At 68.6% G+C, this 17909-nt stretch carries 16 protein-coding genes and 1 tRNA gene; 11 read left to right on the top strand and 6 right to left on the bottom strand.

The features are described from left to right. Together GOAMI_RS17870 and GOAMI_RS17865 are read left to right on the top strand one after the other, a co-directional pair. The coding region (locus tag GOAMI_RS17870; RefSeq protein WP_006437981.1) for a M23 family metallopeptidase at positions 1 to 1221 on the top strand (1221 nt) is incomplete at its 5' end. An 81-nt stretch (positions 1222 to 1302) separates the two neighbouring features. Beyond that, the gene (locus GOAMI_RS17865; protein ID WP_006437980.1) at positions 1303 to 2232 is read left to right on the top strand and encodes a mechanosensitive ion channel family protein; all 930 of its coding nucleotides are present in this window, start codon (positions 1303 to 1305) and stop codon (positions 2230 to 2232) included. A gap of 77 nt (positions 2233 to 2309) precedes the next feature. Here the strand turns inward: GOAMI_RS17865 and GOAMI_RS17860 are convergent. Continuing rightward, positions 2310 to 2395, bottom strand: a tRNA-Leu gene (locus GOAMI_RS17860). Between the two features lie 107 nt (positions 2396 to 2502). On the opposite strand from GOAMI_RS17860, the gene GOAMI_RS17855 reads away from it, so the two are divergent. Both GOAMI_RS17855 and GOAMI_RS17850 read left to right on the top strand, forming a co-directional pair. After that, a complete protein-coding gene (locus tag GOAMI_RS17855) occupies positions 2503 to 3837 on the top strand; it encodes a M20/M25/M40 family metallo-hydrolase (RefSeq protein ID WP_006437979.1) in 1335 nt (444 codons plus the stop codon). Positions 3838 to 3898: 61 nt separating this feature from the next. Next, on the top strand, positions 3899 to 4444 hold the full coding sequence (locus GOAMI_RS17850; RefSeq protein WP_006437978.1) for a YbhB/YbcL family Raf kinase inhibitor-like protein: 546 nt from the start codon (positions 3899 to 3901) through the stop codon (positions 4442 to 4444). A gap of 85 nt (positions 4445 to 4529) precedes the next feature. Here the strand turns inward: GOAMI_RS17850 and GOAMI_RS17845 are convergent, their stop codons facing one another. From GOAMI_RS17845 to GOAMI_RS17835, 3 genes are read right to left on the bottom strand one after another with little or no spacing between them, the layout of a single operon-like run. Continuing rightward, the gene (locus tag GOAMI_RS17845; RefSeq protein WP_006437977.1) at positions 4530 to 5666 is read right to left on the bottom strand and encodes a quinone-dependent dihydroorotate dehydrogenase; all 1137 of its coding nucleotides are present in this window, start codon (positions 5664 to 5666) and stop codon (positions 4530 to 4532) included. Next, a complete protein-coding gene (locus tag GOAMI_RS17840) occupies positions 5660 to 5983 on the bottom strand; it encodes a DUF5703 family protein (RefSeq protein ID WP_006437976.1) in 324 nt (107 codons plus the stop codon). Before GOAMI_RS17840 ends, GOAMI_RS17845 begins: the two co-directional genes overlap by 7 nt. A gap of 3 nt (positions 5984 to 5986) precedes the next feature. Further along, positions 5987 to 7048 carry an NHL repeat-containing protein gene (locus GOAMI_RS17835; RefSeq protein WP_040004953.1) on the bottom strand — a complete coding sequence of 354 codons (1062 nt, stop codon included), beginning with the start codon at positions 7046 to 7048 and terminating at the stop codon, positions 5987 to 5989. Between the two features lie 157 nt (positions 7049 to 7205). Between GOAMI_RS17835 and GOAMI_RS17830 the strand changes: the two genes are divergently transcribed. The 6 genes from GOAMI_RS17830 (at position 7206) to GOAMI_RS17805 (ending at position 12243) form a co-directional block, all read left to right on the top strand. Further along, entirely contained in the window at positions 7206 to 8048 is an 843-nt protein-coding gene (locus GOAMI_RS17830) for an undecaprenyl-diphosphate phosphatase (protein WP_006437974.1), read from the top strand. 57 nt (positions 8049 to 8105) lie between these two features. Further along, positions 8106 to 8843, top strand: coding sequence for an MSMEG_4193 family putative phosphomutase (locus GOAMI_RS17825; RefSeq protein ID WP_006437973.1), 738 nt, complete (start codon positions 8106 to 8108; stop codon positions 8841 to 8843). 25 nt (positions 8844 to 8868) lie between these two features. Beyond that, positions 8869 to 9579, top strand: coding sequence for a DUF3090 domain-containing protein (locus GOAMI_RS17820; protein WP_006437972.1), 711 nt, complete (start codon positions 8869 to 8871; stop codon positions 9577 to 9579). Positions 9580 to 9612: 33 nt separating this feature from the next. Beyond that, on the top strand, positions 9613 to 10491 hold the full coding sequence (locus GOAMI_RS17815) for an SCO1664 family protein (RefSeq protein WP_006437971.1): 879 nt from the start codon (positions 9613 to 9615) through the stop codon (positions 10489 to 10491). 102 nt (positions 10492 to 10593) lie between these two features. Then, positions 10594 to 11844, top strand: coding sequence for a cysteine--1-D-myo-inosityl 2-amino-2-deoxy-alpha-D-glucopyranoside ligase (gene mshC / locus GOAMI_RS17810; RefSeq protein ID WP_006437970.1), 1251 nt, complete (start codon positions 10594 to 10596; stop codon positions 11842 to 11844). A gap of 90 nt (positions 11845 to 11934) precedes the next feature. Next, positions 11935 to 12243: a hypothetical protein gene (locus tag GOAMI_RS17805; RefSeq protein ID WP_006437969.1), complete on the top strand. Its 309-nt coding sequence runs from the start codon at positions 11935 to 11937 to the stop codon at positions 12241 to 12243. A gap of 19 nt (positions 12244 to 12262) precedes the next feature. Here the strand turns inward: GOAMI_RS17805 and GOAMI_RS17800 are convergent, their stop codons facing one another. Continuing rightward, the gene (locus tag GOAMI_RS17800; protein ID WP_006437968.1) at positions 12263 to 13372 is read right to left on the bottom strand and encodes an alpha/beta fold hydrolase; all 1110 of its coding nucleotides are present in this window, start codon (positions 13370 to 13372) and stop codon (positions 12263 to 12265) included. After that, positions 13369 to 14247, bottom strand: coding sequence for a PAC2 family protein (locus GOAMI_RS17795; RefSeq protein ID WP_006437967.1), 879 nt, complete (start codon positions 14245 to 14247; stop codon positions 13369 to 13371). Before GOAMI_RS17795 ends, GOAMI_RS17800 begins: the two co-directional genes overlap by 4 nt. 51 nt (positions 14248 to 14298) lie before the next feature. On the opposite strand from GOAMI_RS17795, the gene metH reads away from it, so the two are divergent. Then, positions 14299 to 17898, top strand: coding sequence for a methionine synthase (metH, locus tag GOAMI_RS17790; protein ID WP_006437966.1), 3600 nt, complete (start codon positions 14299 to 14301; stop codon positions 17896 to 17898). Positions 17899 to 17909 lie beyond the last annotated feature (11 nt).

The following is a 17909-nucleotide window of genomic DNA, read 5'->3' as shown; positions in this document are numbered from 1 at the left end:
CCAGTTCTCGGCCTGTGTGCCGCGCTCGTCCTGGCCGGCTGCGGCGGTGCCGACGATTCCGGCGGTGGTACGAAAGTACCGGTTCCCGCCGAACCGGTCGTCACCCCGGTGGTGGGGTCGGTGATGTTCGCGCCGACTCCGTTCGCCGGATCGGACGGTTCCGACCATCTCGTCTACGAGGTGTCGCTGACGAACTACATGCGCACCCCGGTCACGATCACCGGGGTCGAGGTGTTCGACGCCGAGACGGACGGCAGCCCTGCACTGATGGGCCTCGACCAGGCCGGTGTCGCGGGACGGCTCAAGCCCACCGGAGCGCCTTCGGTCCAGCCGAGACCAGGTGCGCCCGACGGGTATTCCGAGGTGCTCGCACCGGGACAGAACGGCGTGTTGTTCCTCCACCTGCGATTCGCGGGTGACGCACCGAAGAAGCTGATCCACGAGATCTCGGTCCGCGCCGACGAGGCGCCACCCGAGATGCGCGAGACCACCGAGAGGATCGCGGCGGTCGACGTGAACGACGGCGTGGTTCCGGTCCTGGGTCCGCCGCTCGCCGGTGAGCACTACATCGCCGCCGACGCCTGCTGCGACGCGGTCCGGCACACCCGGGCCCTGTTGCCGCTCGATGGCACGCCCGTCCTCGCGCAGCGCTACGCCGTCGACTGGGAGCAGGCCGGACCCGACGGGAAGATCTTCGTCGGCGACGCCAGGAATCCGGCCGGCTACCGGATCTTCGGCGATGACGCGCTCGCCGTCGCCGACGGGACGGTCGTCGCGAGCCGCAACGACCTGCCCGAGCAGGTGCCGGGTGAGTACCCGGCGAATCTGCCGATCGCCGATGCCGACGGCAACAACCTCGTCCTCGACATCGGCGACGGCTTCTACGTGAACTACGCCCACATGCAACCCGGCTCGGTGCGATTCAAGCCGGGGGACCGTGTCCGTCGGGGGGAGGTCATCGGCAAGGTGGGCAACAGCGGCAACTCGGTCGCACCGCACCTGCACGTCCACGTGATGAACGGTCCGTCGTTCCTGATGTCGCAAGGCGTGCCGAGTGTGACCGATCTCTTCACCATCACCGGCCGGGTGGCCGACACCGCCGCCTTCGACGCCTCGGAGGGGACCGGAGTCCCCCTGGTCCTGGCACCCGATGTAGCCGTCGCCACACAAGAGGACCGGATGATCCTCGATCAGAACATCGTCACGTTCCGGGCAGGCTGACAACGGTTTTCGGGTTCGACGACGCCGGTCTGCGAACGATCACGACTGGACAACGATCTCATCGTCCGTACGGTCGGGGTCATGACCATTCAGAACCTGGCCTTCGAATGGACCGACACGAATCGCGAATGGATCATCGAGAACCCGATCCGCATCGCGGTCTACATCCTGCTCGCGCTGGTCGTGCGCTACGCCATCCATCGCGCCATCGACCGGGCGACCCGGCCCCGCTCCCGGGACGGCGGGAGCACGCGGGGCGTGTCCCTCATCCGCGGTTTCCGGTCCAAGACGCCGACGACCGAACGGAGCGCCCAGATCGCCGCCCGCCGGGCCCAGCGGGCCGCGACCATCGGCTCGGTGCTGAAGTCCACCGTGTCGATCGTGCTGCTCGTCTGGGTGGTGCTGTCGGTACTGAGCGTCCTCGGGGTGAACATCGCACCGTTCATCGCGTCGGCCGGCATCGTCGGCCTCGCGATCGGCTTCGGTGCCCAGAACCTGGTCCGCGACTTCGTCTCCGGGGTGTTCATGCTCCTCGAGGACCAGTACGGGGTCGGTGACATCGTCGACCTCGGCGAGGCGATCGGCGAGGTGGAGACCGTGGGTCTGCGCGTCACCACGCTCCGCGACATCGACGGCACCCTCTGGTATGTCCGCAACGGCGAGATCGCCCGCGTCGGCAACATGAGCCAGGAGTTCGCGGTCGCACGCGTCGACGTGCCGGTCGCGCCGGGCGCGGACATCGACAAGGCGCAGCGGGTGGCCGCCGAGGCGGCGCGTCTCGCCGTCGAACAGGACGACACCGACATCCTCGGCGCGATCGAGATGCTCGGCGTGCAGGAGGTCTCCTCCGAGAAGGTCGTCCTGCGCCTGACGGTCAAGACCATGCCGAACGGCCAGTGGGCGGTCCAGCGGCGGCTGCGTCGCGTCATCCTGCAGGCCTTCGTCGAGAACTCGATCGACCTGCCGTACTCGCGCGCCTGGGCGGGGTTCATGGAGCCCGTCGGGAGCTGACCCTGCCGTGTCCGCGCGGTATCGACGACAAACGAGAAGAACCCCGGCCGGAGCCGGGGTTCTTCTGTGATCTGCGGTGTCCGAGGGGGGACTTGAACCCCCACGTCCGTTAATAGGACACTAGCACCTCAAGCTAGCGCGTCTGCCATTCCGCCACTCGGACTTGCTCTGCTGCGTTGCTCCGGCGGTGATTTCTCCCCGCCGTCTCTCGGCAGCGGGATAACACTAACCGAGGTTGCCCGTGTATCCCAAATCCCGTAGGAGTGAGGGGTGTCTTTCCAGTCTGCGACCACTGAAGTAGTCGATCTCGTCAGCCGTTTGATCCGGTTCGACACCTCCAACACGGGGGAGCCGGAGACCACGAAAGGCGAGGAAGAGTGTGCCAAGTGGGTGGCGCAGCAGCTCGAGGAAGTGGGATACACCACACAGTATGTCGAGTCGGGCCGTCCAGGACGCGGCAACGTCTTCGCCCGTCTCGCGGGACCGCCTGACTCCGACCGCGGCGCCCTCCTGATCCACGCCCATCTCGACGTGGTGCCGGCAGAGCCGGCCGACTGGAGTGTCCACCCGTTCTCCGGCACGGTGAAGGACGGCTACATCTGGGGACGCGGTGCGGTCGACATGAAGGACATGGCCGGGATGGCGCTCGCGCTGGCCCGCCAGTTCAAACGCGACGGCACCGTCCCGCCGCGGGAGATCGTGTTCGCCTTCCTCGCCGACGAGGAGGCCGGCGGGACGTGGGGCGCCCACTGGCTGGTCGAGAACCGGCCGGATCTCTTCGAGGGGATCACCGAGGCGGTGGGCGAGGTCGGCGGTTTCTCGCTGACCGTCGATCGACCCGACGGCACCCAGAAGCGCCTGTATCTCGTCGAGACGGCCGAGAAGGGTCTGGGCTGGATGCGTCTCACCGCGGAGGCGCGGGCGGGTCACGGCTCGTTCCTGCACGCCGACAACGCGGTCACCGAGGTGGCCGAAGCCGTGGCGCGGATCGGCCGGCACACCTTCCCGCTCGTCATGACGGAGTCGGTGAGCCAGTTCCTCGCCGAGGTCAGCGCCGAGACCGGACTGGACTTCAGCCCCGACGCGCCCGACCTGGAGACATCGCTGTTCAAGCTCGGCAACCTCGCCCGCATCATCGGCGCCACGCTGCGCGACACCGCCAACCCGACGATGCTGAAAGCCGGCTACAAGGCCAACGTCATCCCGCAGAAGGCCGAAGCCGTCATCGACTGCCGCGTACTGCCGGGGCGCCAGGCGGCCTTCGAGAAGGAGATCGACGAACTCCTCGGGCCGAACGTCACCCGGGAATGGATCACGCAGCTCGATTCGTACGAGACGACGTTCGACGGCGACCTCGTCGACGCCATGAACAACGCCATTCTCGCTCACGACGAGCAGGGAAAGACGGTGCCCTACATGCTCTCCGGCGGCACCGACGCCAAGGCGTTCGCCAAGTTGGGCATCCGCTGCTTCGGGTTCGCGCCGCTGCAGCTGCCGCCCGACCTCGACTTCGCGGCGTTGTTCCACGGCGTCGACGAGCGGGTGCCGGTCGACGCGGTTCTGTTCGGCACCAAGGTCTTCGAACACTTCCTGCTCCACAGCTGAGCCCTCGCATAGAGTGGTGGGCAGATCGATCCGATGCGCGAAACGTCAGAAAGGTGAACACATGTCGTCCTTCGACCCGTACTCCCCGCTACCGAGTCTGCCGGGTTTCACGCTCACCTCGGAGAGCCTCACCGACGGCTCGCCGCTGGCCAGCGGTCAGGTCAGCGGAATCATGGGCGCGGGTGGAGATGACCTGTCACCGCAGCTGACCTGGTCCGGATTCCCCTCGGAGACGAAGTCTTTCGCCGTCACCGTCTACGACCCCGACGCACCGACCGCGTCGGGGTTCTGGCACTGGGCCGTCGCCGACATCCCCGCGTCCGTCACGAGCCTGCCCGAGGGGGCCGGTGACGACGAGGGTTCGGGTCTGCCCGATGGCGCCGTAACGCTCACCAACGACGCCTCGCTGCGCCGCTACATCGGTGCCGCCCCGCCGCCCGGACACGGACCGCATCGCTACTTCGTCGCCGTGCACGCGGTCGACACCGAGTCGCTGAACCTGCCCGAGGGAGCCACCCCGGCCTACCTCGGCTTCAACCTCTTCTCGCACGCGATCGCCCGCGCAGTCCTGGTGGGCACCTACGAACAGCCCGGCGAGAACGTCTGAGACGCAACGACAACCAGGCGTCCTGATCGCTCGTCGAGCGGTCAGGACGCCTTCTTTGCCACGTCGGCGGCGTCGGAGCGTCCGGTCAGGGCTGGGCGGTCGCGGCGCTGCCCACCGCATCGGAGACCGACGCGAAACCGCCCGCCCGCACACGCTCGGCGAGACCGGCGTGCAATTCGTACAGCCACAGCGGTCCGCCGTAGATGAAGCCGGTGTAGACCTGCAGCAGATCGGCGCCGGCACAGATGCGTTCCCACGCCTGGTCGACGGTCTCGATGCCGCCGACACTCACGATCGCGATCTTCCCGCCGACGCGGTTGTAGAGCCGTTTCAGGACGGACAGCGACCGGTCGGCCACCGGTGCTCCGGACAGACCACCCGCGCCGATCTCGCGCACGTCGGCGTCCGGGGTGCGCAGACCCTCGCGGCCGATGGTGGTGTTGGTGGCGACGATGCCGGCGAGACCGAGCTCGACGGCGAGGTCGGCGACCGCGTCGATGTCGTCGTCGACGAGGTCGGGAGCGATCTTCACCAGGACGGGGACCTGGACCTCGGACTGGACCGCGGCGAGGATCGGCCGCAACGAGTCGACGGCCTGGAGATCGCGTAGCCCGGGAGTGTTGGGAGAACTCACGTTGACCACGACGAAGTCGGCGAGGGGGCCGAGCAGGCCGGCCGAGAGGCGGTAGTCGTCGATGGCCTCGTCGAGCGGGACCACCTTGGTCTTGCCGATGTTCGCGCCGATCGGCACCGACACCGGGCCGCGCCGGACCTCGGTGAGGTGTTCGGCGGCGACGTGCGCCCCCGGATTGTTGAAGCCCATCCGGTTGATGAGGGCCCGGTCGGCGGGCAGCCGGAACAGGCGCGGCTGCGGGTTGCCGGGCTGACCCCGGCCGGTGATGGTGCCGATCTCGGCGAAGCCGAAACCGATCTGACCCCAGGTGTTCACGGCCCCGGCGGTCTTGTCGAAACCGGCCGCCAGCCCGATGGGAGCCGGGAAGTCGACGCCGAACACACGGCTTCGCAGGACCGGGTCGTGGTGGGCGAGCAGCTTGGCCACCGGGACGGAGAGCAGGGAGAACCGGCCCACCACACGCAGCAGCACGAACACGATGTGATGAATGCGTTCCGGCGGCAGCAGGAACATCACCTTGAGCAGCAACGGATAGCACCACCGGTTGAGTGCGATCAGCACCCTAGTGGCGGTTCGTGCGGTCAGCATGCCTGGGCACTCCGGGGATCGTGGTCGGTGGAACGGTCCTCGTCGAGTTCGCGGGCGCCGCGCGGCGGACGCCGGCGTTTGAGCAGGACCTTGCGCGTGCCGTCGGAGTAGAGGCGGACCCGGGACAGCTCCCAGCCGCCGAACTCGGCCTGGAGTGCCAGCCGCATCGACGCGGTCACCCGGGTGACGTCCGGCGGCAACTTCAGCAGGATGCACTCGACGTCCTCGGACGTGACCTCCCAGCCGGTGGGGTAGCGCGACCCCAGGCGGGCGGATGTCCGTGCGTGCCGGGTGTGGGGTCGTCGATCAGCAGTCACAGGTCACCGGCCCGGCTCGACCGCCGCGACACCGAGAGGAGTGCCGGGCGGGGGTACGACCTGGAGTCGGCCGTCGCGTGCCGACAGGACGTAGACGGTCCCGGCATCGTCGACGGTGAGGGCGTCGGGCTGGACGACGGACGCGAACCGCTGCTTCTCGGTCGGCTCGCCGTCGGCCAGGTCATACGCCACCACCTCGTTGTTCGCGGTTGTCGACACCCAGAGCAGGTTGCGGGTGTCGTCGTAGTCTACGGCGTACGGGCCGTCGGCCACCGGATAGCGGAACCGCATGACCAGCGGTGAACCGTAGAAGCCGAGGATCTCGCCGTCGCGGGTGTTGGCGACCAGGATGCGTCCGAAACGGTCGACCGTCGAGGTCGTGGCGCCGTTGCCGGCCCGCAACGCGGGCCCGGGTTCGCCGGATTCGGGGTCGATCGGGGTCACCGACGACTGCGCGCGGTCCAGGACGACGATCTGGCCGTCGAGGCCCTCGGCCGCGGCCGGAGCCGCGGTGAGTGAATCCACGCGGACGAACTCGCGCAGATCGTGCCTCATGCGGAGTTGCCCGTTCTCGAAGTCACCGTCGTGGATCAGCACCCGGCCGTCGGCGGTGCCGACCACGATCTCGCCGGACGCGGCGCGCACGACCGCGGTCGGGGAGTCGGTGTCGAGTCCGGCGGTGCGCGCGGCGCCCTGGGCGTCGACGACGACCAGCGCAGCCGGCCCGACCCCGAGATAGCCGCCATCGGTGTCCGGGGCGAGCGCGGTCAGGCCGGGCACCTCGACCGATGTGGGTGGCGCGGTCATCCTCGCGGCGTCGAAGCGGAGCAGTTGCCTGCCGTCCGGCGAGACGATGGCGACCGTGCGGCCGGACGAGGCGAGCGCCCGGGAACCGGCGGGTGCGGGGACGGTGAGTCCGGCGGGTTGGGAGGTCGCGGGCGCCTCGGCCGCGGTCGCCGGGGTGACGGTCGGGACGTCCGGGGTGCCGGAGTCGTCGGACCCGCACGCCGTGATCATCGCCACACCCACGGCGAGCGTCGCCGCTGCGGCGACCGGGCGCCGCAACCGTGCGAGACCGCTCGGGGGCTGGTGACGGGGGCGCGGTCGTCGAGACGAGTACATGAACCCATCTTGCGTGACCCGCCGCGTCCGGGTCTCAGGCGGGTCGACGCGTGTCGCCGAGACCGGTCGGCGGGCGGGCCTCCGCGTAGCATCGGGCGCCGTGACCGACACCATGACCTGGACCCAGTCGATCGTCCTCGGGGCGTTGCAGGGGCTCACCGAGTTCCTGCCGATCTCGTCGTCCGGGCATCTCCGTATCGCGTCGGAGCTCATGTTCGGCGAGGACGCCGGGGCGTCGTTCACCGCGGTCACCCAGCTCGGTACCGAGGCAGCCGTGCTGCTCTTCTTCGCCCGCGACATCTTCCGCATCATCGGGGCGTGGTTTCGTGGCCTGTTCCACGCCGAGGAGCGCAACCTCGACTACCGCATCGGCTGGTATGTGATCCTCGCGACCATCCCCATCGGGCTCATCGGTTATCTCGCCAAGGACCAGATCCGCACCACCGGCCGCAACCTGTGGCTCGTCGCGATCATGCTGATCGTCTTCGCGGGTGTGTTCTGGCTGGCCGAGCGATACGGGACGAAGCAGCGCCCGCTCGAGAAGCTGACTCTGCGCGACGGGCTGGTCATGGGCGGCGCACAGTGCCTCGCTCTGGTCCCCGGTGTCTCCCGGTCGGGTGCGACGGCGAGCGCCGGACTGTTCCTCGGGCTCGAACGCGAGGCCGCGTTCCGGTTCTCGTTCCTGCTGGCCATCCCGGCGGTGACCGCGTCGGGCCTGTTCAGCCTGCCGGACGCGTTCAACCCGAGCGGTGAGGGCATGGAGGCGACCGGGCCGCAGCTGCTGGTGGCGACGATCGTCGCGTTCTTCGTGGGTTATGCGGCCATCGCCTGGCTGCTGAAGTTCGTCAGCGGGCACTCGATGAACTGGTTCGGCGCCTACCGCGTGATCCTGGGCGTCACGCTCATCGTCCTGCTGTCCACCGGCACGATCTCCGCGACCTGACGTCCGAGGCGTCCTCGCCGCGTGCGGGCGGCATGCGCGCATGCCTATGGTTGTGGGATGACCGTGATCCTTCTCCGGCACGGCCGTTCGACGGCGAACACCTCGGGTGTGCTCGCGGGTCGTAGCCCCGGAGTCCACCTCGACGACCGGGGCCGCGAACAGGCCGACGAGCTCGTGAGCCGTTTGGGCGAGCACCTCGGCGCGATCAGGGCTGTGGTCCGTTCACCGCTCGATCGCTGCGCGGAGACCGTCGCACCGCTGCTCGCCGCCCTCGGCACCAACGGGGATCGTCCTCCGGAGGTCGTCGTCGACGACCTCGCCGAGGTCGACTACGGCGGCTGGACCGGACGCCCCATCTCCGAGCTGCTCTCCGAGCCGCTCTGGAAGGTCGTGCAGCAGCAGCCGTCGGCCGCGGTCTTCCCTGACGGGGAGGGCCTCGCCGACGTCCAGGCCCGTGCGGTGCGTGCCATCCGCGAACTCGACCGCGTCTACGGCGGCTCCGACGGGGCCGGTGTCTGGATCGCCTGCTCGCACGGTGACGTCATCAAGTCGATCATCGCCGACGCGATGGGCAGTCACCTCGACGCATTCCAGCGCATCGTCGTCGAGCCCGCGTCGATCAGCGTCGTCCGTTACTCCTCGTCGCGTCCGTACGTGCACACGGTCAACAACACGCACAAGCTCTCGGTACCGACACCTCGTCCGGCCACCGGTGACGACCAGCAGGCGTCCGACGACGCCGTCGTGGGCGGGGACACCGGTGCCGCTGCGACGATCCCGGCGACATCGGGATAATGAACACAACAATGAAGGAGGTGTGATGTCCCGAGCGATACACGTGTTCCGCAGCCCGGACCGGTTCGTCGCCGGCACGATCGGGCAACCCGGCGACCGCACGTTCTACCTCCAGGCCGTCCACGAGACACGCATCATCAGCGTGATGCTCGAAAAGCAGCAGGTCCAGATCCTGGCGGACCGGATCGGCGCACTGCTCGACGAGATCCACCGCCGCTTCGGCACCCCGATCCCGCCGGCGACCGATCGGGTCGGGGACCTGAGCCCACTGGTCATGCCCGTCGACGCCGAATTCCGCGTCGGCACCATGGGGCTGGGCTGGGACGCCGAATCCGAGGCCGTCGTCGTGGAGTTGCTGGCCATCACCGAGGGGGAGTTCGACGAGAGCGTCGTGCTCGACGACACCGACGAGGGACCCGACGCGGTGCGTGTGTTCCTCACCACTGCCGCCGCACGCGAATTCGCGGCACGGTCGTCGAAGGTGATCTCCGCCGGCCGTCAGCCGTGCCCGCTCTGCAGCGAGCCGCTCGACCCCGACGGCCACCTGTGCGTGCGCACCAACGGCTACAAGCGTGATGCGCAGTTGAGCAAGTCGATCGACTTCATCGATCCCGAGGTGTTCAACAGCCTTGCCGCGCAAACTGATCCGAGCTTCCTCGTCGACGAGGACGACGACGATCCGGACGACCCCGATGATGAAGACCCGGGCACTCCCGGACCCTCTTCCCAGGCGTGAGCGAGTCCCGACGGTGAGACAGGGGCGCGGCCGTTGACACCGGAAGCCGCGAGTCCGCACCAGCCGGAGTCCTCGGACCCCGTTCCGGCCGAGGTGTCACCGCTCGAGATCCTCCGCGACGGGGAGCTGACGATCCTCGGGCGGATCCCGTCGGCCAGCAACGCCACCCTGGTGTGCGACGCCGTGCTCGAGGAACAGTCGATGCGATGCGTGTACAAGCCGATCCGTGGCGAGGTCCCGCTGTGGGACTTCCCCGACGGCACCCTGGCCGGGCGCGAGGTCGCGTCATATCTGATCTCGGAGGCCCTCGGGTGGGGTGCGATCCCGACGACGATCCACCGCGACGGACCGGTCGGTCCGGGCATGGTGCAGCGCTGGATCGAGACGCCGGACAACTCCGAGCACCCGCCCGTCGAGACGCAGCCGCGGATCGATCTGGTCGATCTGTGCCCGGTCGACCGGGTGCCGACCGGATTCTTCGCCGTCCTGCAGGCCTACGACCCATATGGCGAGCCCGTCGTGCTCGTCCACGCCGACGACCCGCGTCTCCAGCGACTCGCAGTGCTCGACGTCGTACTGAACAACGCCGACCGCAAGGGCGGCCACGTCCTCGAGGGCCTCGACGGCGGTGTCTACGGCATCGATCACGGCATCTGCCTGCACACCGAGGACAAGCTGCGGACCGTTCTGTGGGGCTGGGCGGGGGAGAAGGTGCCCGGCCATCTGGTCGCCGACGTCGCCGAGCTCGCCGAGCACCTGGAGACCGACGCCTCGGCCTTGCGCCGCGATCTGCTGCGCCACATCACCGCCGACGAGGTCGACGCGCTCACGGTGCGGGCGATCGTTCTCGCCGAGAGCGAGACCATGCCGCTGCCGCCGGGCCATCGGCCCATTCCGTGGCCCCCGTTCTGATCGACACCGTCGGGATCGTCGATCCCATCGGCTCCGGGTGATCACGATCGCTGCGGACGGGCCGTGAACACGTCGCGGTCCGTGGGCAATACAGTGGACGCCATGCAGTCGTGGCCCGATGTGGAACTTCCGGCGGTACCCGGCGAAGGACCAGCCCTCCGCCTCTATGACACCGCCGACCGTGCTGTCCGTCCGGTGAGCCCGGGACCGACCGCCACCATGTACGTCTGCGGGATCACCCCGTACGACGCGACCCACCTCGGCCATGCCGCGACGTACGTGACCTTCGATCAGGTGAACCGCGTCCTGCGGGACCAGGGGTATGTCGTCCACTACGTGCAGAACGTGACCGACGTCGACGACCCGCTGTTCGAACGTGCCGACCGTGACGGCGTCGACTGGCGTGACCTCGGTGCGCGCGAGACCCAGCTCTTCCGCGATGACATGACCGCTCTACGGGTGCTGCCGCCGCGCGACTACATCGGTGCCGTCGAGTCGATCGGCGAGGTCATCGAGGTCGTCGAGAAACTACTCGCCTCGGGTGCCGCCTACACCGTCGACGACGCGGAGTATCCCGACGTCTACTTCCGGACCGACGCCACCGAACAGTTCGGATACGAGTCCGGCTACGACCGCGAGACGATGGCGCGGTTCTTCGCCGAGCGTGGCGGCGACCCCGACCGGGCGGGCAAGCGTGACCCGCTCGACGCCCTGTTGTGGCGCGCGGAGCGTCCCGGCGAGCCGTCCTGGGACTCGCCGTTCGGTCCCGGACGCCCGGGCTGGCACATCGAGTGCTCGGCGATCGCTCTGAACCGGCTCGGGATCGAGTTCGACATCCAAGGCGGCGGCAACGACCTGATCTTCCCGCACCACGAGTTCTCGGCCGCCCACGGTGAGGCGCTGACCGATTCGCGACGGTTCGCGCGCCACTACGTGCACACCGGCATGGTCGGTCTCGACGGCGAGAAGATGTCGAAGAGCCGCGGCAACCTGGTGTTCGTGTCGGTGCTTCGCCGCGAGGGCGTCGACCCGGCCGCGATCCGGCTCGCGCTGCTCGCCGACCACTACCGCGGCGACCGCATGTGGACCCAGTCGATCCTCGACACCGCCGTCGAACGTCTCGACCGGTGGCGGACGGCATTCGCCGCACCCGCCGGACCCGATGCGTCCGATGTGATCGCACGCGTCCGCCAGCACCTCGCCGACGACCTCGACACCCCGAAAGCGCTTGCCGCAGTGGACGCCTGGTGCGCCGACGTGCGGGCCGGCATCGGGTCGTCGGCGGAGTCGCCCGCGGCACTCGCCGCGGCGGTCGACGCCCTGCTCGGCATCCCGGCGACCCGGCAGGACTGATCCGGCCGCGTGCGGCGCCGGAGGTGGCGCCGGACGTCGTTGGGCTGCACGGGCCGAACAGTGCGCGATGGCTCTGGGTACAGTGCTCTCGTGGCGCGTGTGCAAGAGATCAGACCCGACACCGACTCCGGGGTGTTCACCGTGGTCACCCGGACATCCACCTACCTGCTGGACTTCGAGGAGATGACGCTCCTGCGCGCTCCCGGCGTCGGCGGCACCGACAGCGAGGACTGGACCGTCAGTCGGCTGCGCCGTGACTCGGAGGACATCCCGCTGCTCGGGGTGAAGTCCTGCCGGCTCGGCGAGTCGGCTCAGTTCTGGGTGCGAGCGGCCGACGATCCCGACGTCCGTACGTGGCGGATCACCACGCCGGTCGTCTCCATCGAGAGGATCGGCTGAGCGCTGCCCCGCTCGGTCGTCACCGGTGTATCCGCCCGGGCAGGGCGTTGATCGAGTCGACGAACAACGCCGGACGCTGGCGATGGATGTCGTGCCCGGCCGGGATGTGGTCGACTAGTAGGCAATCCGGCATCAGGACGTGAGCCCGGCGCGCGTCGTCGTCGGTCATCGCACCCAGCAGGACACCGTCCTGTTCGTGCACGGTGGCGTGCAGCAGGGTCACCGGCACGCGGACTCTCGCGAGGGTCTCGGCCTGGTCGAATCCCTCGAACCACGTGCCGTCGTAGAACATCTCGCCGTAGCGCAGGTCGTAGTCGCCGGTGCCGTCCTGCAGGCATGCCGTGAGATCGAGGGCGCGGTTCATCGTCGGCGGCAGCCACCAGAGTCGTGGGATGCGGTGCGGATCGCGGTCGAGCCGGCGTTCGACCGGGTCGCGGACCAGTCGTGTCCAGCCCTTGTCGCCGAACAGCGCTCGCAGGTGGCTGTGGCGCACCCAGTGGCGCGTCCAGGTCACCTCGGCTTCCTGCGGTGCGGTCAGGAAGTCGTGCATGGGCCGGAAGCCGTCCCGCCACGCGAACGTGGCGGGGGCGCGGTCGGGTTCGGTCGCGAAGAACGGCGCGTCCTCGATGAGGGCGGCGCGGACGAGGGCGGGGCAGTCGGCTGCGAGACGTGCGGCGAGCAGCCCGCCCGACGAGTGGCCGGCAACCACCGCGGGCGAGCCGATCACCGTGTCGACGAACCAGCCGAGTGCGGCGGTCTGTCGGAGCGCCGGATACCACGCCGGATCCTTGGCGGAGCCGCCGTGGCCGAAACAGTCCACGGCGAAGACATGCCAGTCCTCCGATAGTGCGCCGAGCACGGCCGCGTAGTCGCTCCACGCGACCTGCTGTCCGGGGATCAGGAGCAGCGGCTCGCCGCCCGGTGGGCCCTCGCCGTAGCTGATCACCGCGCCGCCGGGCATGGTGACCGACCGTGGGATCACACCGCTCGATGCGAGGAGGGACGACTCCCGGCGGTCGAAGGTGAGATTTCGGGTGACGTACCCGGCGACGGCCGCCGCCGTGACACCCAGACCGACCGCGCCCGCGACACCGGCACGACGCACCGCTGCCGTTCGGTGGGTGTTCACCCGCCGAACGGCCCCTGTCCGCGGCGCTTGAGATAGCGCTCGAACTCGGCCGCGAGCGCGTCGCCGTCGATCTTCGCCATCACCTCGTCGGGATCCATCTCGGCGTCGCCGCGTTCCTCCAGCCCCCGGACGTAGTCGGCGATCTCCTCGTCGTCCTCGGTCATCTCGGTGACCGCGCGTTCCCATTCCTCGGCCTGCTCGGGCAGCGTGCCGAGCGGGACCTCGATGTCGAGGACCTCCTCGACGCGCGTCAGGAGCGCCACGGTGGCCTTCGGGTTGGGCGGGGTCGACACGTAGTGCGGCACCGCGGCCCAGAAGGACACGGCGGGCAGGCCCGCCTGCACGAAGAGGTCTTGCAGCACGCCGGTGATGCCGGTGGGGCCCTCGTATCGGCTCTCGGTGAGGTTGTACCGGGCCGCCGACTCGCTGCTGTAGGCAGTTCCGGTGACGGGCACCGGGCGGGTGTGCGGGGTGTCGGCGAGCAGCGCGCCCAGCATGACGGTGGTCTCGACCTCGAGCTCCTGGGCGAGTTCGACGATCTCGGCGCAGAACGCACGCCACCGCATGTTCGGTTCGATGCCGCGGACCAGCACGATGTCGCGGTCGGCACCGCGCGGGCTGCAGTACGAGATCGACGTCGTGGGCCATTCGATGCGCCGCGTCACACCGTCGATCTGCTTGACAGTGGGACGGTTGACCTGGAAGTCGTAGTATTCGTCAGAGTCGATGTCGGCGAGCGGACGAGCATCCCACTCGAGGGCGAGATGCTCGACGGCACTGCTGGCGGCGTCCCCGGCGTCGTTCCAGCCCTCGAAGGCCGCGAGCAGAATGGGTCTGCGCAGCTGGGGAAGGTTCGACATCTGCTCAGCGTTCACCGAACCAGCCTACGACCGAACACGCAGAGAGGGCGAACTACGCTGTCAACCATGTCCTTCGAATATCCCGGTGATCGCGGCCACAAACCGCGCGACTTCGACACGACCTTCCTGTCGGCGATGTCGCGGCGGGTGCTGATCGGCGACGGGGCGATGGGCACGATGCTCCAGGCCGCGGATCTCACCCTCGACGACTTCCGCAACCTCGAAGGTTGCAACGAGATCCTCAACGACACGCGGCCCGACGTCCTCGAAGGAATCCACCGCGCCTACTTCGAGGCCGGCGCCGACGCCGTCGAGACCAACACCTTCGGTTGCAACCTCTCGAACCTCGGCGACTACGACATCGCCGACCGCATCCGCGAGCTGGCCTACAAGGGCACCGCGATCGCGCGGGGGGTGGCCGACGAGATGGGGCCGTCCGCCGACGGCACCGGACGGTACGTGCTCGGGTCGATGGGTCCCGGGACCAAGTTGCCGAGCCTCGGGCACACGACGTTCGCGGTGATCCGCAACGCCTACCAGGAATGTGTCATCGGCATGCTCGAGGGCGGCGCCGACGCGGTGCTCATCGAGACCTCTCAAGACCTGCTGCAGGTGAAGGCCGCCGTGATCGCGGCCCAGCGGGCCATGGATCAGGTGGGTCGCCGGATCCCGATCATCAGCCACGTCACGGTCGAGACCACCGGCACGATGCTCCTGGGCTCGGAGATCGGTGCCGCGCTCGCGGCTATCGAGCCGCTCGGCGTCGACCTCATCGGCCTGAACTGCGCGACCGGTCCGGCGGAGATGAGTGAGCACCTGCGCTACCTGTCGAAGCATGCGCGCATCCCGGTGTCGGTGATGCCGAACGCCGGTCTGCCCGTCCTCGGCGCCAACGGTGCCGAGTACCCGCTGACACCGGAGGAGCTGGCCGAGTCGATGGCCCAGTTCGTCGGCGAATTCGGTCTGTCCTTCGTGGGCGGCTGCTGCGGTACGACGCCGGAGCACATCCGCCAGGTCGCCGAGGCCGTGGCGGAGGTCACCCCCGCGACCCGGACCCCGGAGCACGAGTCGGAGACGTCGTCGCTGTACACCGCGGTGCCCTTCGATCAGGACGCAAGCTTCCTGGTCATCGGCGAGCGCACGAACACGAACGGGTCCAAGGCATTCCGAGAGGCGATGATCGCCGAGGACTACCAGAAGTGCCTCGACATCGCCAAGGACCAGACGCGCGACGGTGCGCACATGCTCGACCTCAACGTCGACTACGTGGGTCGTGACGGTGCTGCGGACATGACCGCGCTGGCGAGCCGCTTCGCGACATCGTCGACGCTGCCGATCATGCTCGACTCGACCGAGCCGGAGGTCATCCGCGCCGGACTCGAGGCCCTCGGTGGCCGTTGCGCGGTGAACTCGGTGAACTACGAGGACGGTGACGGACCGGACTCGCGCTTCAACAAGATCATGCGGCTCGTCGTCGAGCACGGAGCGGCCGTCGTCGCCCTGACCATCGACGAGGAGGGTCAGGCACGTACCGCGGACTGGAAGGTCCGTGTCGCCGAGCGTCTCATCGACGACATCACCGGCAACTGGGGCCTGGCCGAAGAAGACATCATCATCGACGCCCTGACCTTCCCGATCTCCACGGGTCAGGAAGAGGTCCGACGCGACGGTATCGAGACCATCGAGGCCATCCGCCGGCTGCACGAGTCGCACCCGGATGTGCACTTCACGCTGGGCATCTCGAACATCTCGTTCGGTCTGAACCCGGCCGCTCGGCAGGTGCTGAACTCGGTGTTCCTGCACGAGTGCGTGCAGGCCGGCCTCGACACCGCCATCGTGCACGCGTCGAAGATCCTGCCGATGGCGCGTATCCCGGAGGAGCATCGTGAGATCGCGCTGGATCTGGTCTACGACCGCCGACGCGAGGGCTATGACCCGTTGCAGAAGCTGATGGAGCTCTTCGAGGGTGTGTCGGCCGCATCGGCTCGCGAGTCGCGTGCCCAGGAGCTCGCGAAGCTGCCGTTGTTCGAGCGGCTCGAACGGCGCATCGTCGACGGCGAGCGCAACGGGCTGACCGACGATCTCGACGAGGCGATGACCCAGGTCCCGCCGCTGTCGATCATCAACGACACGCTGCTGTCGGGCATGAAGACCGTCGGCGAGCTGTTCGGCTCGGGCCAGATGCAGCTGCCGTTCGTGCTGCAGTCCGCCGAGGTCATGAAAGCCGCTGTGGCACACCTCGAACCGCACATGGAGTCGACGGGTGAGGACGGCAAGGGCCGTATCGTGCTGGCGACCGTCAAGGGCGACGTGCACGACATCGGCAAGAACCTCGTCGACATCATCCTGTCCAACAACGGATACGAGGTCGTCAACATCGGCATCAAACAGCCGATCGCGACCATTCTCGAGGTCGCCGGGGACAAGAGGGCCGACGTCATCGGCATGTCGGGTCTGCTCGTGAAGTCGACCGTGGTCATGAAGGAGAACCTCGAGGAGATCAACACCCGGGGTCTCGCCGACGAGTACCCGGTGCTGCTCGGTGGTGCGGCGCTGACGCGTTCGTACGTCGAGAACGACCTGTCGGAGGTCTACGAGGGTGACGTGCACTATGCGCGTGACGCGTTCGAGGGTCTGCGACTGATGGACGACATCATGGCCCGAAAGCGCGGCGGCGGCCCGGACCCGGACAGCGAAGAGGCGAAGGCCGAGGCGGCCAAGACCGCCGAGCGTAAAGCCCGCCACGAACGGTCCAAGCGCATCGCCGCGAAGCGCAAGGCCGCCGAGGTGCCGGTCGAGGTGCCGGCACGTTCGGATGTGGCTTCCGACAACGAGATCCCCACCCCGCCGTTCTGGGGTTCGCGCATCGTCAAGGGGGTGCCGATCGCCGACTATCTGCAGTTGCTCGACGAGCGCGCGCTGTTCCTCGGCCAGTGGGGTCTGCGCGGTGCCCGCGGTGGCGACGGCCCGTCGTATGAGGAGCTCGTCGAGACCGAGGGACGTCCGCGTCTGCGCTACTGGATAGACCGGCTCTCGACCGAGAACATCCTGCAGCACGCAGCGGTTGTGTACGGCTACTATCCGGCGGTCAGCGAGGGCGACACGGTGCACGTGCTCACCGAGCCGGACCCCGACGCGCCGGTGCGGTTCAGCTTCTCGTTCCCGCGCCAGCAGCGGTCGAGGTTCCTGTGCATCGCCGACTTCATCCAGTCACGCGAGGCCGCGAAGGCGGCGGGCCGGGTCGACGTCATGCCGTTCCAGCTCGTCACGATGGGGCAGCCGATCGCCGACTTCGCGAACAAGCTGTTCGCCGAGGACGCCTACCGCGACTACCTCGAGGTGCACGGCATCGGTGTGCAGTTGACCGAGGCGCTGGCCGAGTACTGGCATCAGCGCGTGCGCAGCGAGCTGAAGTTCGGTGACCGGTCGATGGACAGCGAGGATCCCGAGCACGCTCAGGGCTTCTTCGACCTCGAATACCGCGGTGCGCGTTTCTCCTTCGGTTACGGCGCCTGCCCGGATCTCGAGGACCGCGCGAAGATGATCGAGCTGCTCGAGCCGGAGCGGATCGGCGTTCAGCTGTCGGAGGAGCTGCAGCTCCATCCGGAGCAGTCCACCGACGCGTTCGTGCTGCATCATCCGGAAGCCAAGTACTTCAACACCTGACGGGACGGCGG

This window comes from Gordonia amicalis NBRC 100051 = JCM 11271 (assembly GCF_000332995.1).
GTDB classification, from domain to species: Bacteria; Actinomycetota; Actinomycetes; order Mycobacteriales; family Mycobacteriaceae; genus Gordonia; species Gordonia amicalis.
The sequence above is the reverse complement of the archived record's forward strand: the minus strand, read 5'-3'. Positions and strand labels throughout refer to the sequence as shown.

Bases quoted from the DNA above. Each gene is read 5' to 3' on its own strand.
- GOAMI_RS17820 (WP_006437972.1), top strand. From the start codon at position 8,869: ATGTCCCGAGCGATACACGTGTTCCGCAGCCCGGACCGGTTCGTCGCC.
- GOAMI_RS17865 (WP_006437980.1), top strand. From the start codon at position 1,303: ATGACCATTCAGAACCTGGCCTTCGAATGGACCGACACGAATCGCGAA.
- GOAMI_RS17845 (WP_006437977.1), bottom strand. From the start codon at position 5,666: ATGCTGACCGCACGAACCGCCACTAGGGTGCTGATCGCACTCAACCGG.
- GOAMI_RS17825 (WP_006437973.1), top strand. From the start codon at position 8,106: ATGACCGTGATCCTTCTCCGGCACGGCCGTTCGACGGCGAACACCTCG.
- GOAMI_RS17850 (WP_006437978.1), top strand. From the start codon at position 3,899: ATGTCGTCCTTCGACCCGTACTCCCCGCTACCGAGTCTGCCGGGTTTC.
- metH (WP_006437966.1), top strand. From the start codon at position 14,299: ATGTCCTTCGAATATCCCGGTGATCGCGGCCACAAACCGCGCGACTTC.
- mshC (WP_006437970.1), top strand. From the start codon at position 10,594: ATGCAGTCGTGGCCCGATGTGGAACTTCCGGCGGTACCCGGCGAAGGA.